Annotated in this window: 33 protein-coding genes; 15 read left to right on the top strand and 18 right to left on the bottom strand. The window is 57.2% G+C overall.

The features are described 5' to 3' along the window. Nucleotides 1-21: 21 nt before the first annotated feature. Complete coding sequence (gene hmgA / locus ACR0LZ_RS15230; RefSeq protein WP_480750693.1) at nt 22-1,377, bottom strand: homogentisate 1,2-dioxygenase; 1,356 nt, start codon at nt 1,375-1,377, stop codon at nt 22-24. 57 nt (nt 1,378-1,434) lie between these two features. On the opposite strand from hmgA, the gene ACR0LZ_RS15225 reads away from it, so the two are divergent. Both ACR0LZ_RS15225 and ACR0LZ_RS15220 read left to right on the top strand, forming a co-directional pair. Then, nucleotides 1,435-1,887, top strand: coding sequence for a MarR family winged helix-turn-helix transcriptional regulator (locus ACR0LZ_RS15225; RefSeq protein WP_480750692.1), 453 nt, complete (start codon nt 1,435-1,437; stop codon nt 1,885-1,887). Nucleotides 1,888-1,945: 58 nt separating this feature from the next. Next, complete coding sequence (locus ACR0LZ_RS15220; protein WP_480750691.1) at nt 1,946-3,178, top strand: adenylate/guanylate cyclase domain-containing protein; 1,233 nt, start codon at nt 1,946-1,948, stop codon at nt 3,176-3,178. Here ACR0LZ_RS15220 and ACR0LZ_RS15215 read toward each other — a convergent pair. After that, complete coding sequence (locus ACR0LZ_RS15215; RefSeq protein ID WP_480750690.1) at nt 3,175-3,984, bottom strand: division plane positioning ATPase MipZ; 810 nt, start codon at nt 3,982-3,984, stop codon at nt 3,175-3,177. The two genes, ACR0LZ_RS15220 and ACR0LZ_RS15215, sit on opposite strands and share 4 nt — an antisense overlap. Before the next feature lie 251 nt (nt 3,985-4,235). On the opposite strand from ACR0LZ_RS15215, the gene ACR0LZ_RS15210 reads away from it, so the two are divergent. Further along, nucleotides 4,236-4,568 (top strand): YegP family protein, encoded by a 333-nt coding sequence (locus ACR0LZ_RS15210; protein WP_480750689.1) that lies wholly within the window; start codon nt 4,236-4,238, stop codon nt 4,566-4,568. Nucleotides 4,569-4,634: 66 nt separating this feature from the next. Here ACR0LZ_RS15210 and rpmE read toward each other — a convergent pair whose 3' ends face one another. After that, nucleotides 4,635-4,856, bottom strand: coding sequence for a 50S ribosomal protein L31 (rpmE, locus tag ACR0LZ_RS15205; RefSeq protein ID WP_480750688.1), 222 nt, complete (start codon nt 4,854-4,856; stop codon nt 4,635-4,637). 11 nt (nt 4,857-4,867) lie between these two features. Next, on the bottom strand, nt 4,868-5,251 hold the full coding sequence (gene rplS / locus ACR0LZ_RS15200) for a 50S ribosomal protein L19 (protein ID WP_480750687.1): 384 nt from the start codon (nt 5,249-5,251) through the stop codon (nt 4,868-4,870). A gap of 380 nt (nt 5,252-5,631) precedes the next feature. Between rplS and ACR0LZ_RS15195 the strand changes: the two genes are divergently transcribed. Then, a complete protein-coding gene (locus ACR0LZ_RS15195) occupies nt 5,632-6,438 on the top strand; it encodes a glycoside hydrolase family 25 protein (protein ID WP_480750686.1) in 807 nt (268 codons plus the stop codon). 214 nt (nt 6,439-6,652) lie between these two features. Next, the gene (locus ACR0LZ_RS15190; RefSeq protein ID WP_480750685.1) at nt 6,653-7,735 is read left to right on the top strand and encodes a Hint domain-containing protein; all 1,083 of its coding nucleotides are present in this window, start codon (nt 6,653-6,655) and stop codon (nt 7,733-7,735) included. Between the two features lie 99 nt (nt 7,736-7,834). On the opposite strand, the gene trmD is transcribed toward ACR0LZ_RS15190, so the two are convergent. The 10 genes from trmD to ACR0LZ_RS15140 form a co-directional block, all read right to left on the bottom strand. After that, on the bottom strand, nt 7,835-8,644 hold the full coding sequence (gene trmD / locus ACR0LZ_RS15185; protein ID WP_480750684.1) for a tRNA (guanosine(37)-N1)-methyltransferase TrmD: 810 nt from the start codon (nt 8,642-8,644) through the stop codon (nt 7,835-7,837). 3 nt (nt 8,645-8,647) lie between these two features. Further along, a complete protein-coding gene (gene rimM, locus ACR0LZ_RS15180; protein WP_480750683.1) occupies nt 8,648-9,151 on the bottom strand; it encodes a ribosome maturation factor RimM in 504 nt (167 codons plus the stop codon). A 146-nt stretch (nt 9,152-9,297) separates the two neighbouring features. Further along, nucleotides 9,298-9,933 carry a 5,6-dimethylbenzimidazole synthase gene (bluB, locus tag ACR0LZ_RS15175; protein ID WP_480750682.1) on the bottom strand — a complete coding sequence of 212 codons (636 nt, stop codon included), beginning with the start codon at nt 9,931-9,933 and terminating at the stop codon, nt 9,298-9,300. Nucleotides 9,934-9,944: 11 nt separating this feature from the next. Continuing rightward, nucleotides 9,945-10,307, bottom strand: coding sequence for a 30S ribosomal protein S16 (gene rpsP / locus ACR0LZ_RS15170; protein WP_480750681.1), 363 nt, complete (start codon nt 10,305-10,307; stop codon nt 9,945-9,947). Nucleotides 10,308-10,346: 39 nt separating this feature from the next. Continuing rightward, nucleotides 10,347-10,655: a chorismate mutase gene (locus ACR0LZ_RS15165; RefSeq protein ID WP_480750680.1), complete on the bottom strand. Its 309-nt coding sequence runs from the start codon at nt 10,653-10,655 to the stop codon at nt 10,347-10,349. Beyond that, nucleotides 10,648-11,250: a GNAT family N-acetyltransferase gene (locus tag ACR0LZ_RS15160; RefSeq protein ID WP_480750679.1), complete on the bottom strand. Its 603-nt coding sequence runs from the start codon at nt 11,248-11,250 to the stop codon at nt 10,648-10,650. Before ACR0LZ_RS15160 ends, ACR0LZ_RS15165 begins: the two co-directional genes overlap by 8 nt. Continuing rightward, nucleotides 11,247-11,795, bottom strand: coding sequence for a GNAT family N-acetyltransferase (locus ACR0LZ_RS15155; RefSeq protein ID WP_480750678.1), 549 nt, complete (start codon nt 11,793-11,795; stop codon nt 11,247-11,249). The genes ACR0LZ_RS15160 and ACR0LZ_RS15155 overlap by 4 nt, the downstream gene beginning before the upstream one ends. Further along, nucleotides 11,792-12,400, bottom strand: coding sequence for a GNAT family N-acetyltransferase (locus ACR0LZ_RS15150; protein WP_480750677.1), 609 nt, complete (start codon nt 12,398-12,400; stop codon nt 11,792-11,794). The genes ACR0LZ_RS15155 and ACR0LZ_RS15150 overlap by 4 nt, the downstream gene beginning before the upstream one ends. Next, nucleotides 12,400-13,908, bottom strand: coding sequence for a signal recognition particle protein (ffh, locus tag ACR0LZ_RS15145; RefSeq protein WP_480750676.1), 1,509 nt, complete (start codon nt 13,906-13,908; stop codon nt 12,400-12,402). Before ffh ends, ACR0LZ_RS15150 begins: the two co-directional genes overlap by 1 nt. Nucleotides 13,909-14,068: 160 nt before the next feature. Further along, complete coding sequence (locus tag ACR0LZ_RS15140; protein ID WP_480750675.1) at nt 14,069-14,587, bottom strand: hypothetical protein; 519 nt, start codon at nt 14,585-14,587, stop codon at nt 14,069-14,071. A gap of 95 nt (nt 14,588-14,682) precedes the next feature. Here ACR0LZ_RS15140 and ACR0LZ_RS15135 point away from each other — a divergent pair, with 95 nt between their 5' ends. Continuing rightward, nucleotides 14,683-15,213, top strand: coding sequence for a prolyl-tRNA synthetase associated domain-containing protein (locus ACR0LZ_RS15135; RefSeq protein WP_480750674.1), 531 nt, complete (start codon nt 14,683-14,685; stop codon nt 15,211-15,213). Between the two features lie 64 nt (nt 15,214-15,277). Here the strand turns inward: ACR0LZ_RS15135 and ACR0LZ_RS15130 are convergent, their stop codons facing one another. Next, a complete protein-coding gene (locus ACR0LZ_RS15130) occupies nt 15,278-16,021 on the bottom strand; it encodes an aspartate/glutamate racemase family protein (protein WP_480750673.1) in 744 nt (247 codons plus the stop codon). Between the two features lie 73 nt (nt 16,022-16,094). Continuing rightward, the gene (locus ACR0LZ_RS15125; protein WP_480750672.1) at nt 16,095-16,676 is read right to left on the bottom strand and encodes an FMN-dependent NADH-azoreductase; all 582 of its coding nucleotides are present in this window, start codon (nt 16,674-16,676) and stop codon (nt 16,095-16,097) included. A 122-nt stretch (nt 16,677-16,798) separates the two neighbouring features. On the opposite strand from ACR0LZ_RS15125, the gene ACR0LZ_RS15120 reads away from it, so the two are divergent. Together ACR0LZ_RS15120 and ACR0LZ_RS15115 are read left to right on the top strand one after the other, a co-directional pair. Next, nucleotides 16,799-17,677, top strand: coding sequence for a LysR family transcriptional regulator (locus ACR0LZ_RS15120; RefSeq protein ID WP_480750671.1), 879 nt, complete (start codon nt 16,799-16,801; stop codon nt 17,675-17,677). Next, nucleotides 17,674-18,588 carry a DMT family transporter gene (locus ACR0LZ_RS15115; RefSeq protein ID WP_480750670.1) on the top strand — a complete coding sequence of 305 codons (915 nt, stop codon included), beginning with the start codon at nt 17,674-17,676 and terminating at the stop codon, nt 18,586-18,588. The genes ACR0LZ_RS15120 and ACR0LZ_RS15115 overlap by 4 nt, the downstream gene beginning before the upstream one ends. A gap of 345 nt (nt 18,589-18,933) precedes the next feature. On the opposite strand, the gene ACR0LZ_RS15110 is transcribed toward ACR0LZ_RS15115, so the two are convergent. Next, nucleotides 18,934-19,275 carry an ArsR/SmtB family transcription factor gene (locus ACR0LZ_RS15110; protein WP_480750669.1) on the bottom strand — a complete coding sequence of 114 codons (342 nt, stop codon included), beginning with the start codon at nt 19,273-19,275 and terminating at the stop codon, nt 18,934-18,936. A 231-nt stretch (nt 19,276-19,506) separates the two neighbouring features. Here ACR0LZ_RS15110 and ACR0LZ_RS15105 point away from each other — a divergent pair, with 231 nt between their 5' ends. The 7 genes from ACR0LZ_RS15105 to ACR0LZ_RS15075 all read left to right on the top strand — a co-directional run bounded on the left by ACR0LZ_RS15105 (nt 19,507) and on the right by ACR0LZ_RS15075 (nt 23,821). Then, the gene (locus tag ACR0LZ_RS15105) at nt 19,507-19,842 is read left to right on the top strand and encodes an AtpZ/AtpI family protein (protein WP_480750668.1); all 336 of its coding nucleotides are present in this window, start codon (nt 19,507-19,509) and stop codon (nt 19,840-19,842) included. Nucleotides 19,843-19,844: 2 nt separating this feature from the next. Continuing rightward, entirely contained in the window at nt 19,845-20,633 is a 789-nt protein-coding gene (locus ACR0LZ_RS15100) for a F0F1 ATP synthase subunit A (protein ID WP_480750667.1), read from the top strand. Between the two features lie 70 nt (nt 20,634-20,703). Further along, complete coding sequence (locus ACR0LZ_RS15095; RefSeq protein ID WP_005981269.1) at nt 20,704-20,928, top strand: F0F1 ATP synthase subunit C; 225 nt, start codon at nt 20,704-20,706, stop codon at nt 20,926-20,928. An 86-nt stretch (nt 20,929-21,014) separates the two neighbouring features. Beyond that, nucleotides 21,015-21,566, top strand: a complete 552-nt coding sequence (locus tag ACR0LZ_RS15090; RefSeq protein ID WP_480750666.1) for a F0F1 ATP synthase subunit B' — start codon at nt 21,015-21,017, stop codon at nt 21,564-21,566. A 5-nt stretch (nt 21,567-21,571) separates the two neighbouring features. Next, entirely contained in the window at nt 21,572-22,132 is a 561-nt protein-coding gene (locus ACR0LZ_RS15085) for a F0F1 ATP synthase subunit B (RefSeq protein ID WP_480750665.1), read from the top strand. A gap of 70 nt (nt 22,133-22,202) precedes the next feature. Next, a complete protein-coding gene (locus ACR0LZ_RS15080; protein WP_480750664.1) occupies nt 22,203-23,051 on the top strand; it encodes a hypothetical protein in 849 nt (282 codons plus the stop codon). A gap of 2 nt (nt 23,052-23,053) precedes the next feature. Then, complete coding sequence (locus ACR0LZ_RS15075; RefSeq protein WP_480750663.1) at nt 23,054-23,821, top strand: class I SAM-dependent methyltransferase; 768 nt, start codon at nt 23,054-23,056, stop codon at nt 23,819-23,821. An 18-nt stretch (nt 23,822-23,839) separates the two neighbouring features. Here the strand turns inward: ACR0LZ_RS15075 and ACR0LZ_RS15070 are convergent, their stop codons facing one another. Continuing rightward, nucleotides 23,840-24,610, bottom strand: a complete 771-nt coding sequence (locus tag ACR0LZ_RS15070) for a FadR/GntR family transcriptional regulator (RefSeq protein WP_480750662.1) — start codon at nt 24,608-24,610, stop codon at nt 23,840-23,842.

Here is a 24,610-nt window from a genome sequence, read left to right as displayed (position 1 = left end):
ACGGAGGCGAACCCGCCGTCCTCATTTCTTTCCAGGTGCGCCGTCGAACTTCTTTTCAAGCGACGTCCAGCAGTCGATATAGTCATCCTGCAGCGGTGCCTCGTTGGCGGCAAATGTTGTCAAATGCTGCGGGAAACGGGTTTCGAACATGAAGGACATGGTGTTTTCCAGCTTGTCCGGCCCAAGGTTCGAATTCGACGCCTTTTCAAAGGCTTCTTTGTCAGGCCCATGCGGCAGCATCATGTTGTGCAGGCTCATCCCGCCGGGCACAAAGCCCTGCGGCTTGGCGTCATACTGACCATAGATGTTGCCCATCAGTTCCGACATGATGTTCTTGTGATACCAGGGCGGGCGGAACGTGTCCTCCATCACCATCCAGCGTTCGCGGAACAGGACAAAGTCGATATTGGCCGTGCCCGGCTGACCTGAGGGTGCAGTCAGGACGGTAAAAATCGACGGATCTGGATGGTCAAACAGGATCGCGCCAACCGGGCAATAGTTGCGCAGATCGTATTTGCATGGCGCGTAGTTGCCGTGCCAGGCCACCACGTCCAGTGGGCTGTGTCCGATTCTGGTGGTTTGAAACTGACCGCACCATTTTATCGTGACTGTGGATGCAACCTCGCGGTCTTCGAACGCGGCGACCGGCGTCTTGAAGTCGCGTGGATTGGCCATGCAGTTGGCACCGATTGGACCTCGCCCGGGCAGTTCGAACTTCTGACCATAGTTCTCGCAGACAAAACCACGGGCCGGACCTTCCAGTATTTCGACACGGTACAAAAGCCCGCGTGGGATGATGGCGATCTCTTTGGGTTCAAGATCGAGGATGCCCAGTTCCGTGGCAAAGCGCAGGCGTCCCTCCTGCGGAACCACCAGCAATTCGGAATCGGCGGAATAGAAATAATCATCGACCATCGAATCGGTGATCAAATAGATATGGCTTGCCATGCCTACCTGCGTATTCACGTCTCCGGCCGTGGTCATAGTACGCATGCCCGTCAGCCATGTCAGGCCTTCGTCCGAATGCGGGACCGGATCCCAGCGGTACTGGCCAAGGCTGACTACGTCCGGATCTACGCATGGCGCGGATTTCCAAAAGGGTAGGTCGATCTTTTCGTACCGATGCGAATGCTTGACCGAAGGCCGAATGCGATAGCACCAGGTCCGTTCGGGATGCGGCGCGGTAAAGGCCGTTCCGCTGAGCTGTTCACCATATAGTCCATAGTTACATTTTTGCGGGCTGTTCATACCCTGCGGCAGGGCACCGGGCAGGGCCTCGGTTTCAAAGTCGTTTCCAAAGCCGGGCATATAGCCGGGATGCGTGCCCAAAGGCGTACTGGCCTGGGTCATTTCGTGCGGGTCAGCCGGACGGTTCATTGCGCGTTCCTCCGTTTACTGCTTGTCGGATAATAGTTGATTTTGTAACTAACAAGCATGGCAAACGAGAAAATCACCGAAAAAGATGACTTCGACCTGCGAAATTTCCTGCCTTTCCTGCTGAATCAGGCGGCTGAGGAAAGTTCGTTGGAGTTTCAGCGAGTCTACAAGAATCGCTATGGCATGTTGCGTACCGAATGGCGGGTGCTGTTTCACCTGGGCATTCACGGCGAGATAACGGCCAAGGAAATCGGCGAACGCGCCAAGATTCACAAGACCAAGGTCAGCCGCGCCGTCCACAAGCTCGCACAGAGGCGTTATCTGACACGGGAACGCGACGACAAGGACCGGCGGGTAGAGCGATTGGCGCTGACGACAGCGGGTTTTGCAGTTTATCGCGAGCTGCGCGGAATAGCAGAGCAATATGACGCGAAACTGGCATCTCACTTCACCAAGGGAGAGGCGGCGTTGCTGCGAATGATGCTTCGCAGACTGGCAGGGATGGAGTGAGAGGCTGGCAATATGCTGCTATCGTCACAATATGGGCCGTATCATGCCTGAGTTATTCATGTCAAAATCCCTGCATTCCGGCGATAGCGATCGCCTTGTCCGCTGGCTCATGGATCGGGGCCTGGAAGGCGCAGGGCAGCGAGAGATCCTTGAAGGATATTGCGAGCGGCTGGTCGAATTAGGCATTCCGCTCATGCGCTTTCACGCAGCGCAAAGCGCGTTTCATCCGATTTATGGAGGAACAGGGTTCAGTTGGAACCGCGATCTGGGCAGTGAACTGGAAAACTACGAACACAGTGATACGCCGCAGGAGCGATGGACGCGCAGCCCACTTTATGAGTTGCTCCGGTCCGGCGCCGGCGAATTGCGCGAACGTCTGATTGACCGGAACGAACCCAGCCGGTTCCCTTTTCTCAACGACATGTATCAACGCGGGGCAACTGACTATTTTGCGATGGGGTTGATCCTGGAAAAGACGGAACCGGGTGCTGTCATCGACCCCGAAAACACACCCGAAGGTGTATTGCTATCCTGGACAACCGACGACGCCGAAGGGTTTCGGGACGCCGATCTGGATGTAATCCGGAGAGCCTTGCCACACTTGGGACTTGCCCTGAAATCCGCCGCAAATCGCAAGATGGCGCAGGATTTGTTGCGGGTCTATCTCGGCCGGGATGCAGGGCAGCGCGTTTTGTCCGGTGAAATCAGGCGTGGATCGCTGCAAGAAATCGACGCAGTGATCTGGAACTTCGATCTGGCGGGTTTCACTAGCCTGTCGGAGCGCATTCCCGGCCCTGACATCATAGCGATGCTGAACGACTATCTGGCGGTGGCGGTTGGTGCTGTGCATGACTGTGGTGGCAACATCCTGAAATTCATGGGTGATGGCCTGATGGCAATCTTCGACGTAGGTGATAGTCGCGAAGATGCCTTGGCGGCACTGCAGGCGGTTGCCCTGTTGCAGAACAGGATGGATGAAATGAACATGGAGCGGGCCGAGGCGGGGCTGCCGACAACCGGTTTCACTCTTGCACTGCATGCAGGACAAGTCCTTTACGGCAACATCGGTGCTGAAAGCCGATTGGATTTTACCGTAATCGGGCCTGCCGTGAACCAGACGTCTCGGATTGCCGGGATGCATCGTGCGCTGGATCAAAGCATTTTGATGTCCGACGACGTCGCCCGTGCCGCTGAAGGTTGCAAGCATGAACTGGTTTCACTGGGCCGCTACATGCTGCGTGGGGTGACCGAGCCGAAGGAACTGTTCACGTTGTTCCGGAAACCGATTTAGAAGTCCACTTCGACGCCGGGCAGGTTCAGTTCTCGCATCATGTCGCGCAGTTCCTGACGCGCAGCGATGTTCGAGATGTTGAGCTGCTTGACGCCAATGTCCTTTAGGTCCAGCAGGGTCAGGCCGCGCGGGAACAATTCGCGGAAAATGACCCGCTCGGAAAAGCCCGAAGCGATGCGGAAGCCGATGCGCTTGGACAGCATCTCGATCGCGCGCTGCATCTTTTCCTTGTTCACCATGCGCTGGGTGCCGACGCGGTTGCGCACCACCACCCAGTCGATGGGTTTCAACCCTGCCTGTGCCCGCAACTGTCGCGCGTTCCACACCATCTCGGAATAAACCGACGGACCGAGTATCTTTTCCCCTTTGCTGTCGATACGCGCCAGAAGATCGAAATCGATGAAACTGTCATTGAGAGGGGTGATCAACGTGTCGGCCAGTGAATGCGCCACTTGGCTGAGACGGGTGTGCGAGCCAGGGCAATCGATCAGAATGAAATCGCTGTCTCCCTCCAGTCTGGATACGGCAGCCGACAGGCGATGGTCATAGATGTTTTCTCCGGGCTTCAATGTGGCCGGGTCGATTTCGGGTAGATCGTGATGGTCCGGGCTCGGCAGCGCCAGCGTCTCGCCGTTCAGAAAGTTGCGCCGGTTTTCGAAATACCGGCCCAGGCTACGTTGGCGGAGGTCAAGGTCCAGTGTCGTGACCGAGTGGCCAAGACGGGCAAGCGCCGTAGCGACATGCATCGAAACCGTCGATTTACCCGCGCCACCTTTTTCGTTCCCGACCACGATAATGTGTGCCATGCCTGTCCTTCTCGTCTCCCACGCCCTTGTCGGCGAATTGTTGCCGCACACTATATGTTGTGTGAATGGCGAAGGGAAGCAGAGTCACCTGTACTTCGTGTCGAATTTCCGCCTTGCGGAAACCTATGCAAGCGCCCCTGCGGCAGGACAGAAACCCTTGGCTCCACGTAACGGTCGGAAAAGGTTTGCCAATGCGGCCATCGCGGGTAGATTTCCTAAATCTTATCGTCAACAAGAAAGGTTTTCAGATCATGGCAGGGAAATTTGAGCTTTACACGGATAAGGCCGGTGAATTCCGTTTCCGACTCAAAGCAGGCAACGGACAGGTCATTCTGGCGAGCGAAGGTTACAAGCAACGCGCCAGCGCTGAAAACGGAATCGAGTCTGTGCAGAAGAACGCACAAGATGACGCGCGATTCGAGCGCAAGGATACCAGCAACGGCAAATGGATGTTCAACCTGAAAGCTACCAATGGTCAGGTCATAGGCACCAGCGAAGTCTATGAAAGCGCTGCTGCGCGGGACAACGGCATCGAGTCGGTCAAGAAAAACGCGCCTGATGCAGACACGGTGGATCTTACCTGAGCCGGGGTCGGGAAAAAGAAAAGGCCGCCTTTTTCGGGCGGCCTTTGTCTTGAGAAGGTGACGGGATTAGAAGCCCAAACCTTCGTATTTCTTCTTGAACTTCGAAACGCGACCGCCCGCGTCCATCAGGCGCGACGAACCGCCGGTCCATGCCGGGTGCGACGAGGGGTCGATTTCCAGGGCCAGGGTATCACCCTCGGAGCCCCAGGTGGATTTCATCTGAACCACGGTGCCGTCGGTCATCTTGACGTCGATGATGTGGTAGTCGGGATGGATGTCTTTTTTCATCTTTCCGCTCCTTACGCCTCGGCGCCAGCCTTGGGCTTGTAGTTGGTAACTTCTGCGATCCGGGCCGATTTGCCGCGGCGCGAACGCAGGTAATACAGTTTGGCGCGGCGGACTTTACCGCGGCGAACGACGGTGATGCTTTCGATGTTGGTCGAATACAACGGGAACACACGTTCCACACCTTCGCCGAACGAGATTTTGCGAACGGTGAACGAACCGGCAATTCCGCTGCCGTTCTTACGCGAAATGCAGACGCCTTCGTAGTTCTGTACGCGGGTGCGCGAGCCTTCGGTCACCTTGTATCCGACGCGGATGGTGTCGCCGGCTTTGAAGTCGGGGATCTCTTTCCCCAGGGCGGCAATCTGTTCCGCCTCGAGCTGTGCGATCAGGTCCATCGCAATTCTCCTATCTGCTCGTGGTTGGTCCACGAAGTTGAGAACGGCCTGAGAGCTCTTGGTCTTCATCGGGTTCCGCGTGTGCAGCCCGCCAGAGGTCAGGTCGAATGTTTCCTCGGTTCAGCCTGCCCGCAAGTGCCCGGGCTGAAGAAAGCCGGACGAAAGGATGCGAAACAAACCAAAACACCGGAGTCGCAAAAAGCGATTCCGGATTGCGGTCGTTTACGGAATTACGCGCTTGGATTCAAGCCCTCATTCGTGGTGGTGGATCGGCGAATTTCCAACTTTCATGAACTTGGAATGTTGTCTTTCCACGCAGAACGCGCATCCTGTCAGCCTGAGGCAAATAGCACTAATAACATTTGAGTCGGAGCAGTCCAATGCGTCTTCTATTGCCGATTTTATTATCTCTTTTTGTCATTGCATCATGTGGGCGGCGCGTACCTGAATCTGAACCCAACCTGCAAACTGACTATTCAGCCATGGCCCTGACCCTGGTGACCTATCCCGAATTCGGCGATGCCGACCCGCATAGTTGGGAAGGACGCGGCCCAGAGTCCTTTCCTATTCATGGCATAGATGTGTCCCGCTGGCAGGGAGATATCGATTGGCCCACCGCCAGATCTGCGGGCGTAAATTTCGTGTTCATCAAAGCGACCGAGGGCGGCGATGTAGTTGACCCTATGTTTGACAACCACAGGCGCGGGGCGCAGGCGGCAGGGGTGCCTTGGGGGGCCTATCACTATTTTTACTTCTGCCGCCCTGCAGCAGAACAGGCGCGTTGGTTCATTCGTCATGTCCCCAAAGGAGCGGATCTGCCGCATGTGCTGGACATGGAATGGAACCACCGCTCGAAAACCTGTCCACTGCGGCCGGATGGCACCAAGATCAGAGCTGAGGCGGAACGTTTCCTGACCATTCTCGAAGCGCACTATGGTCGACGTCCTATTGTTTATACCACTGTCGATTTCTATCGAGACACCGGAATCGGAAAGCTGCATGGAACGGATTTCTGGCTACGTTCCGTGGCTGGGCATCCGCGTCAGGTGTATCCCGGGGCATTCTGGAGGTTTTGGCAATATACTGGAACGGGTCTGGTTCCAGGTGTGAACGGAAAGGTCGATATCAACGTCTTTCGCAGCGGGCCCGAAGTCTGGTTGCGATGGAAGGCGGGAGAGATCGGATAGGGATTCGGGCAAGGCAATTGCATGTTCTGTTGTGCGCAATGCAAGCCGCAAATATGCCGGGGTAAGTCACTTTTTCACGACGGTGTCGAAGTTTCACGCTGACAGCCCTCGTAGAAGCTTGACATAGCTCCGTTTTCACAATGTTAACAAATACGCGTCGTCTTTTTGACACCGGTCGGGCAAAAGTTGACGCCAAGTAAAAGGGAAGGGCAACATGGCAGAAATCTACTGGGCGCGGACCGACAGCAACACGGCCAATAACGCTAACTTGAACCTAACGGGTGCTCCGGCCGTTCAGATCGAGTTTCTCGACCAAACGCTCGGCGGAGCTGATGGGGATTTCGTACTTGAGGGCGATGCCGTGACGCCTGACCCCGATACTGTGGTGTCGATTGGGGGGCAGGTTTACAGTTTCTCGCTGGACATGGTCGCAACGCTTCCCACATTGAACAATCAGGGGGCTGGTCAGGTTCCAGACCAGTTCGAGGGCGATCCGGTCTACACTATCGTCGTTTATGACTATCCGACAGCTGGCGAAACAACCCGTCTGACATTCCTGCCGGAAAGCGACGCGACGCAGGCCGAAATGGATGCTTTTGGCAATGGTGCCATCGAAGTTCAGAACACTGACCTAAATCCGCCTCCGACACCTCTGTGTTTTGCTGAAGGAACGAAGATTCTGACGCCTCGGGGAGAGGTATCGGTTGAGGAAATGCAGGTTGGGGATACTGTTCTGGTCGCAGACGGCGCCCCGATGGCGATCCGTTGGATTGGTGCAAGCCGTTATGAACTGTCGAACGCAGACCAAAACGTGGCCCCGATCAAGATCGAAACCGGCGCATTCGGAGCGGATCTTCCTTCGCGGCCGCTGATCCTGTCACCGCAACACAAGATTGCCGTTTCCGGAGCGGGGCTAGAGATGCATTTCGGTGTGGACGAAGCCCTTGCGCCTGCGTGTGGCTTTGTCGGCCATCCGGGCGTAACGGTTCTGGAAGGGCAAGAAAGCGTGACCTACTACCATATCCTGCTGGAAAAACACGCGCTGGTCTATGCTCACGGGGTCGCGTCGGAGAGCTTCTATCCGGGTGAAATGTCGATGACCCTTGTAAGCGCTAACCAAAAACTACGCCTTTCACGCGTGTTGACCCGGATGGGCGTGCGTGGCGGGGAAGGATTCGGACCAACCGCGCGCGCATCGCTTACTAGGCGCGAAATCGAGCAGCTTGTCGCGACAGGATCAGTTCGTGTGTTGGGGTATGAAGAATACGACGCGCCAAGTGAAGCGTTGAGTGCATAGCAAACCGCAAAAATTTGCATCCGTGGTACTGACGAATAGCTCGGATATCAAAATCAAATGAGGGCAACACGAGGATGTTTGCCCTCATTTAGAACCGGATCAGTTTTTTGCTGGATTTTTCTCCCGTTGGTATGTCTCCCAAAGGTCCGGCCTGCGGGTCCGGGTAATTTCTTTCGATTGATCGTGTCGCCACTCGGCCACTTTACCATGGTGACCTGACATTAGCACGTCGGGGATGGGCCGATTCTTCCATTCGGCGGGGCGGGTGTATTGCGGGTGTTCCAACAGGCCCGAAGAAAAGCTCTCTTCCTCTGCCGAAGCCTGATTGCCCAGAACGCCGGGGATCAGGCGAACAGTGGCGTCGATGAGAGCCTGCGCAGCGATTTCGCCGCCGGTCATCACGAAATCCCCGAGACTGACTTCCTGAACGCCATAGTGTTCTAGAACGCGCTCGTCGACGCCTTCGAACCGACCGCACAGAAGGGTCACGCCTTCGCATCGTGCAAGGTTCTCCATCAGTGGCTGGTCCATCCGTCGTCCGCGTGGGCTGAGATAGATCAGGGGCCAATTACCCCGAACGCCGTCCATCGCGTGTTCGATTGCGGCACCCAGAACATCGGCGCGCAACACCATGCCCGCCCCGCCACCCGCCGGTGTATCGTCGACATTTCGATGCTTTCCGATGCCGAACTGGCGCAGGTCGATAGTTTCGAGTTGCCACAGCCCTTCCTGCAGCGCCTTACCAGTCAGGCTTTCGCCGAGCACGCCGGGAAAGGCCGACGGGAACAGCGTGATGATCTTGGCCTTCCAGACACCGTGCAGATCGGGTGTCGGCTCGATAAGCTCACGGGGTTTCAGAGACGGGCGAATGGCCTTTCGGCCATGCGAACGGGCGGGAGCGTCGGTCATGTTTCAAAACAACCCCTCTGGCGGGTCGGCAATGATGCGGCCAGAAGTCAGATCCACAGTTGGAACCGCAGCCATTGTGAACGGTAAAAGTACGTTGTTTTTTAACTCCGGCCCCTGAATTTCTAGTAGGTCGGACGCACCGTGGTTCTGGACTGATTTGACCTTGCCCAGTACCGCCCCGCCTGTGTCGACCACTTCAAGCCCGATCAGATCCGCATGATAGAATTCGTCATCCGGCAACGAAGGCAATTGATCGCGGCGCGCGAACAGGCGCAAGCCCTTAAGTGCGTCGGCTTGTTCCTTGGTTTCGACCCCACCCAGACGGGCAGCGAAACCACTCTTGATCGGGCGAGTAATAATGAGGTGGTAACGCTCCGAGCCGCCTTCATCGGTCAGAGGGGAGTAGGTTTCGATATCCTCGGGATTGGCGCAGAAGCTCTTCAGGCGCACTTCGCCCCGCACCCCAAAAGAGCCCGCAACCGTGCCGACGCAAATCAGGTCGCTCATCTTTGCCCTCCTTCACATAGTCTGGACACAACACGCCCCCCGGCATCAAGGCATCTTTCCGCATAAGCATTGCGTTCGTACAATACTCCGACAACAAAGGCGATTGCCATGAACAGAACTAGTCGGATGGGCCTGAACATATGCTTCTACCGTGTTCGGACTGTCAGTTGCTGGTCACGTGCTTCCCAGCCTGCGGTTTCCAGTTCTGGCGTGTCGGATTCTTCGTGCGGCCAGCCCAAACAAAAATATCCGATAAGTCGCCAATTTTCCGGCACGTCCAGATCGCGGTTCAGCCGATCAGGGTCAAGGATCGAAACCCAACCCAGTCCCAGCCCTTCGGCCCGCAAGCTGAGCCAGAACAGGGTGATCGCCGCAACGACGAAATAGTGCCGCATCTCGGGTATCGTGGCCGCGCCCAGTCCCTGTCCCTTGTCAGTCGCATCATCACAGAATACCGCCAATTGAATTGGGGCGTCTTTCATGCCCGACAGTTTCAGCCGACTGTATGTCCGGGCACGTTCGCCGGAATAGCCAGACAGCGCTTCGGCGTTAGCGGTTTCGAAATTCTCAAGTGCAGCTCTGCGAGCCGCTTGGGTTTCGACGCGGATCACGCGCCAGGGTTCGCTCAATCCTACCGATGGGGCTAGCCGAAATGCGTCGAGGCAGTGCGCCAGCACTGCCTCGTCCACAGGATCGGTGCGGAACCGGCGCACGTCGCGCCGGAGCCGCAACAACAGGTCGAACTGCGTGCGGAAATCTGCGCTGAAGACCTGATCCTGCACGCGCGCCCTGCTTATTCTTCGGCCGGTGCGGCGGCTTCAGCGGCCTTCGCTGCTTTCTCTTCGGCACGCTCCTGAGCTTTCTTGCCCGGAGTGCCTTTTTTCGGATTGCTGCGTTCGGCCTTGTCTTTGGCGCCAGCGGCTTCGAGCATGCGCGCAATACGGTCGGTAGGCTGCGCGCCCTGATCCAGCCAGTATTGGACCCGCTCCATATCCATCTTCACGCGTTCTTCGCTGTCTTTCGGCAGCAGCGGGTTATAGGTGCCCAGCTTTTCGATGAAGCGGCCGTCGCGCGGCATGCGGCTGTCAGCCGCCACGATGCGATAGAAGGGGCGCTTTTTCGAGCCGCCACGGGCCAGACGAATTTTCATTGCCATTGTGTGTCTCCTTTGATGGCGTTGACGGGACGCATCCCGTTATTCCTGGTGTTTCTTGTGGTGTCTGATGACTTCCTGAATGATGAAATTCAAGAAAGCCTTGGCGAAATCGGGGTCCAGGTCGGCCGTTTTCGCCAGATCTTCTAGTCGTGCGATCTGTGCCTCTTCGCGGGCTGGATCGGACGGGGGAAGGTCGTGTTCTGCCTTGAGCTTGCCAACGGCCTGCGTGTGCTTGAACCGCTCGCCCAGCGTATAGACAAGTATCGCATCCAGGCGATCGATGCTTTCGCGGTGCTCTTTCAGCAGTTCTGCGGCGCGTGCTGCGGGATCGGATATGGGTTCAGTCAAGGGCCCATCCTTTCGGTTTGAACAGTGGGTCGGCATAGTGTCCGATCTCCATCTCGATACCATGCGCCAGCTGCGAGCTGCGCAGCTTTTCCGGCGACGGGTGGCGATAGACCGCGTCGCTGCCGTCGATCGTCGCTGCCTCGTGATCCTTTTGGGCCCCGAGCCGTTCCGCAAGACGGATCGAGTCGAGGTTTTTCGGATCGATATAGCTTACGGCGGTTTCCCAGCCGAGTATGTCATAGAAGTAGCGCCGCGCCGCGTGGGTGGCTTCAAGCGCATAGCCCTGACCCGCCGCATCCGGCCAGATCACCCAGGCGATCTCGGCCTCGGGCCAGCCCGCCGGTTTCCATCCGCCGGCCATGCCATAGGTCTTGTCGGTTTTTTTGTCGTGGATCATCCACATGCCATAGCCGCGAATCTGCCAATGGCCGATCTCGGCAGCATAGAGAATCCACGATTCATAAGGGTTCAGGGGTCCACCCATGAAGCGGGCGCGATAGCTGGTGAACGTGGCCTTGAAATTCGGGTAATCCTCGGGTTCGGGTCCGCGCAGGATCAGCCGTTTGGTTTCGAGGGTCGGGATGGAGTTGGTCACGCGTAGGCCTCCACGCCGCCATTCACCAGATCAGCCGGGGCGGGATGCCGCCAGATTTCCGTAGTGCCGAATTTTGGGTGTTCATAGTGGTAATCGAACTCTGCACCCAACCGTTTGGCGACAGCTTTGCTGGCCAAGTTTGCCGGATCGATCAGCGAAATTGCGGTTTCCCAGCCTAAAACGTCATAAGCATAGCTGCGCGCGGCCAGCGCGGCCTCGGTCGCATAGCCTTTGCCAGTGGCATGGCTCATCAGTGTCCAGCCGATTTCGGGCTCTGGCCAGCCTTCGGGAAACCAAAGACCGATCCGGCCCACGTAAGCGCCGGTGTCTTTTTCTTCGGCACCCCAGAAACCAAAACCGCGAATTGCCCAGTGGCCTAGCAACATGGCAATCGATCGCCAGGTTTCATCCTTGCGAAGTGGCCCGCCGACGAACCTTGCCGCGTCAGAGGCGAAAAACTCGGCCTCCGCTTCTAGATCGTCAACAGACGGCGCGCGCAGGATCAGGCGCTCGGTTGTCAGAGTGGGAATTTGAAGGTCGATCATGCGTATGCCTCCATCCCGCCGTTGGCGTCACTGGGAGAATGGCGATACACATGAATGGGTTCGTCGAAGACAGTTTCAGCCTGCGTGTCGCGCAATGCCCCGACACGGCGGGCCACTGCCGCAGAGCGGACATTGCCCGGGTCAACATAGCTGACCAAAGAGGGCAGATCGTGGATTTCCAGCGCAAAGCTGCGCGCGGCGGCAACGGCTTCTGAGGCGACGCCCCGACCTTCGGCGGTAGCGGTCAGCATATAGCCCAGTTCATGCTCATGATCGCCAAACTCCATGGCGACCGAAACAAAACCCATCACGGCGCCGCCTGCACGATCTTCGACCGTCCAAACACCTGCGCCACGTAACATCCACCCGGCCACGTATTGCGTGAAGTCCTGCCAAGCACCTTTGCGGTCAAACGGGCCGTCCATATAGCGCGCGCGGCATGACATCAAAATTTCGGCATAATCCTCGAAATCCCGCAGTGCGGGCGCGCGCAGGATCAGACGCGCGGTCTCGATGCGCGGCACCATAGCACCCAACTGCGCAGCCAGCGCGGCTGCGGGGCCGGTGGCCGGAGCCTCCCAGGGATATGCCGATGGGGCGTTCATTACTTCTTCTTGCCAAACCCGCTCAGGCCCTGAGGCAGACCCATGCCGCCGCCCAGGCCGGGCAGACCGCCGGGCATTTTGCCGCCCATCGCCTTGGCCGCCTGTTCCAGTGCCTTGGGGTCCATGCCGGCTGCCATGTCTTCGGGGCTGGGGCCGCCTTTGCCGAACATGCCCTTCATGGCCTGTTTCAGCATCTTGCCTTTGCCCATCTTGCCCATCTTCTTCATCATGTCCGACATCTGACGGTGCATCTTGAGCAGCTTGTTGAGGTCGCTGACCTCCATCCCCGAACCGGCTGCAATCCGTTTCTTGCGGCTGGCTTGCAGCAGCTGCGGGTTGGCGCGTTCGCGTTTGGTCATGGACTGGATCAAGGCGATCTGCTGGCGCAGGATCTTGTCGTCCAGACCCGCTTGATCCATTTGCTTGGCCATTTTGCCCATGCCCGGCATCATGCCCATCATGCCCTGCATGCCGCCCATCTGGATCATCTGTTCCAGCTGCATCTTCAGGTCGTTCATGTTGAACTGACCTTTGACCATGCGCTTCATCATGCGCTCGGTCTGTTCCATCTCCATCGTTTCCTGGGCCTTTTCGACCAGGGCAACGATGTCGCCCATGCCCAGAATACGACCGGCGATCCGGTCCGGCTCGAAGGTCTCCAGCGCGTCCATCTTCTCGCCCAGACCGACAAAGCGAATGGGCTTGCCAGTCACTGCGCGCATCGACAGCGCCGCACCACCGCGCCCGTCGCCGTCCATCCGCGTCAAGACCACGCCCGAGATGCCGACCTTGGCGTCGAATTCTTCGGCCACCTCGACGGCGACCTGACCGGTCAGGCCGTCAACCACTAGCAGGGTTTCGCGCGGGTCAACCGCATTGCGGACCTGCTCGACCTCGTCCATCAGCACTTCGTCGATATGCAGGCGACCGGCGGTATCCAGCATATAGACGTCATAGCCGCCCAAAGTGGCCTGCTGCTTGGCGCGCTTGGCGATGTCGACAGGTTTCTGGCCCGGTACAATCGGCAGCGTATCAACGCCGACCTGCGCGCCCAGAACCGCCAGCTGGTCCATCGCCGCCGGGCGATAAACGTCGAGCGAGGCCATCAGGACCTTCTTGCCCTCTTTCTCTTTCAGGCGCTTGGCCAGCTTGCCGGTGGTGGTGGTCTTACCCGAACCCTGCAAACCGACCATCAGGATCGGGGCGGGCGGGTTGTCGATCTTCAGCTTGCCGGGGTCTTCCTCGCCGCGCAGGGTATCGACCAGCGCGTCATGCACGATCTTGACGACCTGCTGACCGGGGGTGATCGACTTGGTCACCGCCTGACCGGTCGCCTGGCCCTGCACTTTCTTGACGAATTCACGCGCCACCGGCAGCGAGACGTCGGCCTCAAGCAGGGCAACGCGGACCTCGCGCAGGGCGGTCTTGACGTCTTCCTCGGACAGGGCACCCTGTTTGGTCAGCCGGTCAAAGACGCCGGAAAGGCGTTCGGATAGATTTTCAAACATGCCTTCGGCCTCCTTAGCCGGTTTAGATGTGGCACTCCCTAGCTAGGTCGCGCCGGTTAAATACACAATTGCCCCCACGGGCGAAACTCGCTGGTGGGGGGCGATCCCTGAATGACTCAAGGGACCGGAAGGTTTCACACTTCCGGATGTTTGCGCGGGCTTAAGCCGATTTACCGTCTGAGTCAACCTCCCGGGCGGGAAGCCAGTCATTGACGGCCGTGACAAGCCGGTGCGAGCCTTGTCCGCTGGAAAATGTCTCGACAATTGGGTGCCTGCCCTTGCTCATACCGCCGCGTAGAACCAGAACGGGGCGATAAACCGTCGTTGTTCCATTGTCGCGTTTGGCGGTCGTGCTTTCGATCTCTGCATGAGACAGGTTCGACAATATGTGTTCGACCGCTTCGTAGCCAAAAACCGACTGGCGGCGGATGGTGATGCGGTTGCGGTGCCGGTCCAATATCACCTGCACTCGCCGAATAAAGACGCAAAAGGCGGCAATCCCCAATCCACCCCCCATGACGGCAAACGCCAAGCCAAACCAGATGTTCTCACCACCGGTGCTCATCAACAGAATACCGGGGCCGACGAAGGCCAGAATAAAGAAGATCAGCATGATGCCAATGAACCAGGGTGTGTCGGCAAGGATCAGTTGTTCGGGAGTATTTCGCGTGATTTTCATGACCAGAGGTTAACACCGGTTTGACCGCGTGGATCAAGCGGTTGCATTGCGCGACCTGTTGCGTCATGAGCATTTCGCGATTTCAGGAGGGTTTCATGGACGCATCATCAGCATTTCAGGACAGTCTCCCGCTCAGTTCCGACGCGTTGCTGGAACAGCTTGCGGCATGGGAGATCAACTACAAATTGCACAAGCATATTCCCCTGCGCACTGTTGAGGAGTCGAAGGCCGTTGAAGATCAATTCATGGTTCCGGACGAAAACGCCCTTCGGATCAAGAACCTTTATCTGCGCGACAAGAAGAAACGCAACTATTTGGTGACGCTGGAGCAAAACCGCGAAATCGACCTGAAGGCACTCGGAGCTGAGCTGGGCGTCGGGAACCTGTCCTTTGGCTCTGCTGATCGCCTGATGCAGAATTTGGGCATTCGACCCGGAGCGGTCAGTCCGCTGGCGATGATCAACGGCGTTGAAAACGGGGTCAGCTTCTTCATGGACACGGCTGCGAAAGAGGCCGAAGTTATTTATATGCATCCTCTGGTCAATGACCGTACGCTTGCCATGTCCCGAGATGATGTCATGGCGTTCTTTGAGCGGATCGGGTGTACCGTGAACTGGTTGACATGACATGACGCGCCTTTCGGCGCGTGTTTGCGACGGGAGTATCAATTAAAAGATGAAGGCTGGTCGCTCAATCGTCGGCCAGCGCCTCTTGGAGCGCTGATGCGACATGGGCGGCAGAAGGGTTGATGAACAGGTGCCCACCGGCTTGGAAGCTCGGGTCATCCAAGTTTTCGGGAAAGGCCAGTGGCAATTCGGTGCAGGCCAACAGGATTGCAGTGCCTGGTTCGGCGTGGCGGTCGCAATATGCCAAAAGCCTGTCGCGGGCCGTCTTAGACGCGCCGCCGTAGAAATCGCTGTCAATCATCGCCTGCATTTCGGCGATATCAGCGTCGGACAGGGGCGCATTTGCCGAGATGTTTTCCCGCGAGAGCCTGTCCGCGTAATCTCTGGCCTGCATCGTGACGGAGGTTCCAAGAACCAGCGCGGTCTCGGCTTTTGTGGCTGCAGTGGCTTTGGCAATGGCGTCGAAGATGCTGAGGATAGGGATATCGACACCCCGTCGAATGGCATGCAGCCGGGCGTGTGGTGTGTTCGAGGCGATGATAGCGAAATCACAACTCGCGTTTTGCAAAACCAGCATGGCGTTGCGAAAAACGGCATCGAAACCGGCCCAGCTTTCTTCATCGCCGGGCTGACCGCGCAGCGCACGGGTGTGGGCCTGAGTTACAGATTCGATGGTCATTGGTGGCACCGGAAGCGGCGAGCCATGCCCGAGTTTGGCAAAATGCCGACCTGCTCCTTCGGAAATGGCCCGGTAGTAGTCCACCGTCGAAGCCCAGCCGACGCCGCCGAGAATGCCGATCTTTTTCATGAACCCGTCCAATCCGATTGATGAAACCAGAGTTCAGATTGGACGGTAAAGCCGACCTTGGCCAGCGGAGATATCAGGCCGCCAGTTTTGCAACCGCTTCCTGGGCGGATTTCAAAGCTATTTCCGGAGCAATCGCCATCTTGTCGGCGGCGATGATGTCAATGTCATTTATTCCGATGAACCCCAGAACGTGGCGGATATAACCGGTGGCGAAGTCGATTTCCGAGTCGACAGCGGTGCCACCGGAAGCGATGGCAAGAATGGCCCGCTTTCCGTCCAGAAGCCCACGAGGGCCGGAGTCGCTGTAGGCAAAGGTAAGACCGGCGCGGGCAATCAGGTCTACCCATGCCTTGAAGGCGGCGGGGACCGAAAAATTGTAGATCGGCAAACCTATGACAATAGTGTCAGCGGCCTGCAATTCACTGACTAATTCATCCGAAAGGGACAGCAAGTCTTGCTGAGTTGCGCTGCGATCGTCTTTCGATGTGAAGTTGGCGTCGATCCAGTCTTCGGTCAGAAGCGGCAAAGGTGTCGCCAGATCGCGACGGATGATACGCTGGGCACCGAGGTGCTTGACGATACGGTTTGAAAGATCGCGCGTGGTTGAGCCGGTGCGGCGGGCCGAAGCGTCGATGTGGAGAATTGTGCGGGTCATTTCGTGATATCCAGTGGTTGGCGAATTCATGTGATACGCCTCATATGTTTGTTGCATCAGCGAACAAAACTCAGATATATTAACAGCTATTGTTGGAATTCGCACATTGGAAAGCACGTATCATGGACAATTGGGACGAAGTGCGCACCGCGTATCAGGTGGCTCGCATGGGAACCGTCAGCGGTGCGGCCGATGTGCTGGGTGTTCATCATGCCACGGTTATTCGCCACATAGACGCGATCGAGGCGCGATTGGGTGTCAAACTTTTTCAGCGGCACGCGCGTGGCTACACGCCGACCGAGGCCGGAGAAGACCTGTTACGGGTGGCGCAGGCAACCGAGGATCAGTTCAATCAGCTGGCCGGCCGGATGAAGGGGCGTGGCGATGATGTGTCGGGTGAGTTGGTGGTTACGTCTTTGGCGTCGCTGGCGCCGTTGATCGTGCCGGTTCTTTCAGAGTTCAGGGCTCTGCATTCCGGCCTGATCGTGCGCTATCTGACCGGCGACAGGTTGTTTCGTTTGGAATATGGTGAGGCTCATGTTGCGATCCGTGCAGGGGCGGCCCCGGATCAGCCGGACAATGTCGTGCAACCCTTCATCCCGCAGGATGTCGGCCTTTATGCCAGCCAATCCTATTTGGGTCGCAATGGATTGCCAAAGGATATATCTGAATTTGCAGACCATTCTTTTGTCGGATACGACGATGAAAACAGTCGCGCGCCCTTTGCCATTTGGCTGCGCCAGAACGCGCCGAATGAGGCGATTGGTTTTCGGTGCACGAACAACTATTCGGCTCGTGAGGCAGTGCTGGCCGGGGCAGGCATCGGTTTCATGGCGCGATGGGATGCGGCCCGATATCCTGAGTTGGTCGAGGTCATGGAGCCTCTGCCCGAATGGTCAGGCAAACTTTGGTTGGTCACGCATGTCGATCTGCACCGGACGACAAAGGTTCAGGCGTTCCTGAAGTTCATCAAACAACGGGCCAAGGACTGGAAAACATGAGCCCCGAGACCCGCGGCCATCTGGCCATGCTGGCGTTTTCGGCGCTGGTCGCGGGCAGCTTTTCGTTGGGATCGATGATCGCAAACGAGATTTCGCCTGCCGCTCTGAATGCTGCGCGTTTTGTCATTGCCGCTGTCGTTATCGGAGTGGCGGCCGCAATGACGACCGGCCTTCCGATTGGTGCAGCCAAGGCCCCTTGGCGATATTTCGTTCTGGGCGGGTTGTTTGCGGCGTATTTCGTGCTGATGTTCGAGGGGCTGAAAACCGCGCCTCCTGTCAGTGCTGCGGCCGTGTTTACCCTGACTCCGATCCTGTCGGCACTCGCGGGCTGGATATTGTTGCGGCAGATTACCACAAGCTATATGGCAACGGCGCTCTTGATCGGTGCCATCGGCGCGCTTTGGGTCATCTTTCGTGCGGATTGGCTTGCATTCAAAGCTTTTGAGATCGGGCAGGGCGAAGTCATCTATTTCTGGGGCTGCGTGGCCCATGCGATCTATACCCCAATGGTGCGCAAGTTGAACCGGGGAGAGCCGCCGGTGGTGTTTACATTTGGCATGCTGCTGGCGGGATGCTGCCTTCTCACAGCATATGGTTGGTCGGATCTGGTTGCTACGGATTGGCTGGCTCTGCCTGCCATCGTGTGGATTGGCCTTTTCTATGTCGCCATCTGTGCCAGTGCGGTCACTTTCGTGCTGTTGCAATATGCGACGCTTCACCTGCCGTCGGCCAAGGTGATGGCTTATACATATCTAACGCCAAGCTGGGTGATCCTATGGGAAATTGCTTTGGGCAAAGGCGTTCCGGGGCCGCTGGTGCTGGTCGGAATCGCGCTGACCGTATTGGCTTTGCTGCTCTTGTTAAAAGGACGCACGTCGGTTCAGGCAGGCTCGATCAGTATTCCGGATTGAGGCTTGAATTTGTTGGAGAATATGGCAGCGTTGCGGTCATCATGCGAACAGGTAATCGGGGAAGGGCAAACATGAAGGCATATGGCATGACGCTGATATTGGGCGTCGTTGTGGCGTGTGGATCGACGAGCAAGCAGGAACAGTCGGCGCTGCAGGAAAGTTGTGAGGCGCTGGTCGCAGCAGAAAGCGTTACACGGCCAAGCGGTGTCGAGACTGTTTCGATTGACGCGGATTCAGCGGGAACCTCACTGACTGTGAGTGTTGCGGGATCCACGACGCTTTGGCGGTGTCGGGCGGACGCGTCCGGCGCCATAGTCTCGGTTGAGGCAATTCAAGGCGTATAGCCTAGCCCTGTTCGCCGGGCTGTTTGTCCAGTTCAGTTCTCAGAAAACGTTCAAATGCATCCAGATTCACTGGTTCGAATTGCCCGAACCCTTGCATCCAGACCGAAGCATCGCGCATTGCGTCCGGTTCCAGTTTGCACCATTTCACCCGCCCGCGTTTTTCCTGTGAGATCAGGCCGGCGCGGGTGAGGATCATCAGATGCTTCGAGATCGCGGCGAGCGACATTTCGAATGGCTCGGCCACGTCCGTCACGGCCATGTCGTCCTCTAGCAGCATCGCCAGAATGGCGCGCCGGGTGGGGTCGGCAAGGGCCGAGAAAATGGTGTCGAGATCATCGTTCATGCTCTGGCAGAACCACATGCGTGTATTTTCGTCAACCATTTGGTTGAATATGTGGAATCCAGGTATTTGGCGCTAACAGAGCGGCGGGCGTCAAAGGTCGACAAGTGTGATTTTTGAAAAAATCATTTAATAATAGTTTGTTATGACGATTCATCTGCCGCAATCAACGGCGTTGACTCTGCCCCGTCGCGCCCTTAGCACCATGTCCAAGACTGTGCGAAGGAAACGCCTGTGACCGAAGATGACCAAAAGCAGCGTATGGCGCAGCTTGAGGCCAAGATCGACGCGGCAAAAAAGGCCAAACAGCCCAAGCCTCGCGCGGACGCTGACATATCCGGCGGCGAACTTGCCTGGAGGATGGTCATCGAAATGGTATCCGGTCTCGGGATCGGATTTGGCATCGGATACGGGTTGGATAGCCTGTTCGGGACAATCCCGATTTTTCTGGTGCTCTTCACATTGCTGGGCCTTGCCGCCGGGGTGAAAGTCATGCTCCGCAGCGCGCAAGAGGTTCAGGCGAAACAGAAAGCGGCCGATGCTGAGGCCGGCAAGGACGAGAGGGACTGAACGTGGCGACCGAGACCACCACAGCACACGGAGCCGAAGGCGCGGAACACGCCGCAGAAGGCAGCAGCCTGGTTTTCCACCCGATGGACCAGTTTATCGTCAAGCCGCTGTTTGGCGGTGACGCGATTGCCTGGTACACGCCGACCAACGTGACGTTGTGGATGTTCTTTGCGGTTTTGGCGATCATCGGCCTGCTGGTGCTGAGCACTTCCAAGCGCGGTATCGTCCCGACGCGGATGCAGTCGATTGCCGAACTGGCCTATGGCTTCATCTACAAGATGCTTGAGGATATTTGCGGCAAGGAAGGCGTCAAGTACTTCCCTTATGTCATGACACTGTTCATGTTTATCGTCACCGCGAACTTCCTGGGGCTGATCCCGACCTCTTTCACGACGACATCACATTTCGCTGTCACCATTCCGTTGGCACTATCGGTGTTCCTGACCGTGACTGTCCTGGGTTTCGTCAAGAACGGCGCAGGCTTTCTGAGCTTGTTCTGGGTGTCCAGCGCGCCATTGGCGCTGCGTCCGATCCTGGCGGTTATCGAGCTGATTTCGTACTTCGTGCGCCCTGTCAGTCACTCCATTCGTCTTGCCGGTAACGTCATGGCAGGCCACGCGGTGATCAAGGTGTTCGCAGGTTTTGCCGCTGTCGCTGTGATCTCGCCGGTCTCGATTTTGGCGATCACCGCAATGTACGGTCTCGAAATTCTGGTGGCCTTCATCCAGGCCTACGTATTCACCATTCTGACCTGTGTGTATCTCAAGGACGCTCTGCATCCGCATCATTGATCAGGGGCTACCCTGAACACAGGAACGATAACCTAACATCGAAACTTCCAAATCGTAAGGAGAACTCATCATGGAAGGCGATCTCGCACACATCGGCGCAGGCCTGGCAGCAATCGGTTCCGGCGCAGCCGCAATCGGGGTGGGCAACGTTGCAGGCAACTTCCTGGCCGGCGCCCTGCGCAACCCTTCGGCAGCTGCTTCGCAGACTGCAACCCTGTTCATCGGTATCGCATTCGCAGAAGCGCTGGGGATCTTCGCATTCCTGGTCTCGCTGCTGCTGATGTTCGCCGTCTAATCTGCGGAACCTGATCCTTACGCGCAGGTGGGCCCAGGCCATAGCGGCCCACCTGTTGTAAAGACAACGTTCCGACGGAGGACAACATGGCGACTGAACCCATTGCCGAAGAAATTGTAGGCGCATGCGTGGATTCCCATGGCTCGGCCATCGGGATGCCGCAGCTCTGCTTTGACTGGTTCCCGAACCAGATCTTCTGGCTCGTCGTTACGCTGGTCGTCGTCTTTCTGGTCCTGTCGCGCGTGGCTCTGCCCCGTATTGCGGCAATTCTGGCCGAGCGGACGGGAACCATCACCAACGATCTCGCCGCAGCCGAAGACCTGAAGGCCAAGGCGGTCGAGGCTGAAGATGCCTATAACAAAGCGCTGGCCGATGCCCGGACTGAGGCACAGCGTATCGCTGCCGAGGCCCGTGCGGAAATCCAGGCCGATCTGGATGACGCCATCGCCAAGGCAGATGCGGAAATCGCAGCCAAGGCGGCTGAATCGGAAAAGGCGATCGCCGAAATCCGTGCCGGTGCGCTGGAGAGCATTCAGGTGGTTGCCAAGGATACGGCGGCCGAGCTTGTTGCCGCTCTGGGTGGTCAGGCCGATGCCGGCGCTATCGCTGGTGCCGTCGATACACGAGTGAAAGGATAAGAGTCATGCGCAACATTCTTGCCCTTATCCTGACTACAGGCGCAGCCAGCCCGGCCTTTGCTGCCACTGGCCCGTTCTTCTCACTGGGCAATACCGACTTCGTGGTGCTCATCGCGTTCCTTGTGTTCATTGCGGTCCTGTTCTACTTCAAGGTGCCGTCGATGATCGGTGGCGCATTGGATAACCGTGCCGCGGGCATCCAGGCGGAACTGGACGAAGCACGCGCACTGCGTGAAGAAGCCCAGACGTTGCTGGCCTCGTACGAGCGCAAGCAGCGTGAAGTGCAGGAAAAGGCCGACGCCATCGTCGCCGCAGCCAAGCAAGATGCTGTTCTGGCCGCTGAGCAGGCCAAGGTCGATCTTGAGAAGTCCATCGCCCGCCGTCTGGCTGCTGCGCGTGATCAGATCGCTTCCGCCGAGGCCTCGGCCATCAAGGAAGTGCGTGACCAGGCCGTTTCGGTAGCCGTGGCCGCAGCTGGCGAGGTTCTGGCCAAACAGATGACCGCCGCGCAGGCCAACAAGCTGATCGACGCGTCCATCGCGGACGTCGAGGCGAAGCTGCATTGATTGGAAACGGCCTTCGGGCCGTTTCTTTATTGCCAAATCTACCCGCATTGCTAGAGTTTGGCTGTCATAGATGTTGTCGCAATCTTTAAATATTATTGGCGTGGTACGAGACGGTGGTGATGCGCTGGTCAAAACGCTTGCCCGGATCGACGATTTGTGCGGACGACTGGATCAAAGCCGGATAGTAATCGCGACGAATGACAATTCCGATGGAACGGGAAAGGTTCTTGCAAGCTTTGCTAACCGCTTGCCGCAAGCCGAAATCCTCACACTTGATGGCTTGTCGAATGAAATACCGAACCGGGTGGAACGGATTACGTTTGCTCGAAATGCGGTTTTGGAGCGGTTGTTTTCTGTGCAACCTCTCTACGATGCGACGCTGATTCTCGACCTTGATGGACCCAACACGCACCTAAGCGCGGATTCTGTTCTGAGGGCGTTGGAGCGTGGAACGCCAAATTGGGATGGCGTGTTCGGGAACGCTTTACCGGCATATTATGATCTTTATGCTTTGCGATGCGCTGGTTGGTGTGAGGAAGACGTCTGGCAACGTATTCATTCTTCGAGAAAACCGTTGTTTCATCGCCGCCGGTGGCGGCAACAACTACTGAAGGATGTAATTTTCGGTCGCCAGTATCACATACCCATAGAGGCCCAGATGATCCCGGTTCAAAGTGCGTTCGCCGGATTGGGCCTCTATCGCACCAAGAGGCTTGAGGGGTTGAAATACGATTGTCGAGATGGTGACGGCCGTTTAGTTTGCGAACATGTCATGCTGCATCAGCTCATGTTGTCTCGCGGAGCGCGGCTTTATATCGATCCGGGATTGACGACAGTTGCACCCTCTGAACATCTGGGAGAGGGAAGCGGGGCGCCTCTTCCAGCCCATCTACCCATCGAAATGAATGGACAAGACTGAGCATGCCCAAATCTCCGCTGACAGGTCAGGAAGGATCATTTCTGTTCAATCAGAAGGTCATTGGGCGTCACGAGGCGAACTATTTTTTGGATAACAGCTGCGGTTACATCTGGGTCGAAGGCCCGCATTGGCTGGATGAGGCTTATAGCGATGCGATTGCCCTGACCGACACGGGGATTCTGGCACGCAATCTTGCAAACATCCGTATCGTGTCCACCGCCATGAGAGCCAATGGGCTGGATGAAGCCAGAGGAATTGATATTGGAGCCGGCTATGGGCTTCTTGTCCGCGGACTAAGGGACAACGGGTTGAATTTCCACTGGTCGGACCCGTATGCCGACAACTTGCTTGCACGCGGTTTTGAAGCCGATGGAGGGAAGTATCAAGTGGCGGCGGCGTTCGAAGTGCTCGAGCATTTGCCAAACCCGCTGGATTACCTTCGGGATGCGCGCAAGCAGTTTGGTTTCGATACGTTGTTTTTTTCGGCAACTTGTTTTGATCCGACCGCCATTCCTGAGACTGATTGGTGGTACTGGGCTTTTGAAACCGGCCAGCACATCAGTTTCTTTTCAGAACAGTGTCTGGATTTGATCGCCGACGAACTGGGGATGAAAAAAATTCGGATCAAAGGTGATGTCTACGCTTTCACGACATTACCTAACCTCAAATGGCCGAATGGTTGGAAGCGGCGGAGGTTGGACCGCCAGTTCCGGAAGTCCAGTCTGGGAGAGCAGGACTACAACGAAATGAAAAAACGCGTTTATAAGTAAGGGATTGTGTCCAGAGGGTTATGAAACCCCGGTCTCATGCTGCAAGCGCTGCCGCGCAATGGCTTCGTTCTGTTCGGCCTTCTGTTGGTCAGCAAGGCACTGCTCCACAAAACTGAGATGCCGCTCGATTGCGCTGCGTGCACCGTCTGGATCTCGCGCCTGCAGGGCGGCGTTTATGGCCCTGTGCTGGCCCAGGATTGCTTCTCGCGTTGTGCGCTGATGGAACATGATTTTTCGATTATAGAATACGCCCTGGCGAAGCAGATCGAACATTGACCGCATCATGTGCAGCATCACGACGTTGTGGCTGGCCTCGATGATGGCCATGTGAAACTGTGCGTCCAACTGAGCTTCATCGTCGCCCGCGCGGTGTTTGTGAGCGGCTTCCATCTTGTCCAGAATTGTCTGGATCACTTTCAGGTCGCTGTCCGATCCCAGCCGCGCGGCGCGCTCAGCGGCCAAGCCTTCCATATCCTTGCGAAAGGACAGATAGTCGAACACCGCCTCGTCGTGGGTGCCAAACAGCCGAATTAGCGCAGGGGAAAACGCCGACCCCAGAACCTCGGCAACATAGATGCCCGAACCTGCTTTGGCGGCCAGCAGTCCCTGCTCCTGCAACTCGGCAATTGCATCGCGCAGCGACGGTCGCGACACACCAAGTCGCTCGGCAAGTTCGCGTTCCGAGGGCAGCCTCTCACCCGGGCGCAGGATCCCGCGGAGGATCAGCAATTCGATCTGACGGACGACAGCTGTAGACAGTTTTTCTGACTGGATTTTCTGGAAAGGCAT

The organism is Ruegeria sp. CI1 (assembly GCF_056536925.1).
This window is presented reverse-complemented; position numbering and strand designations above follow the sequence as displayed.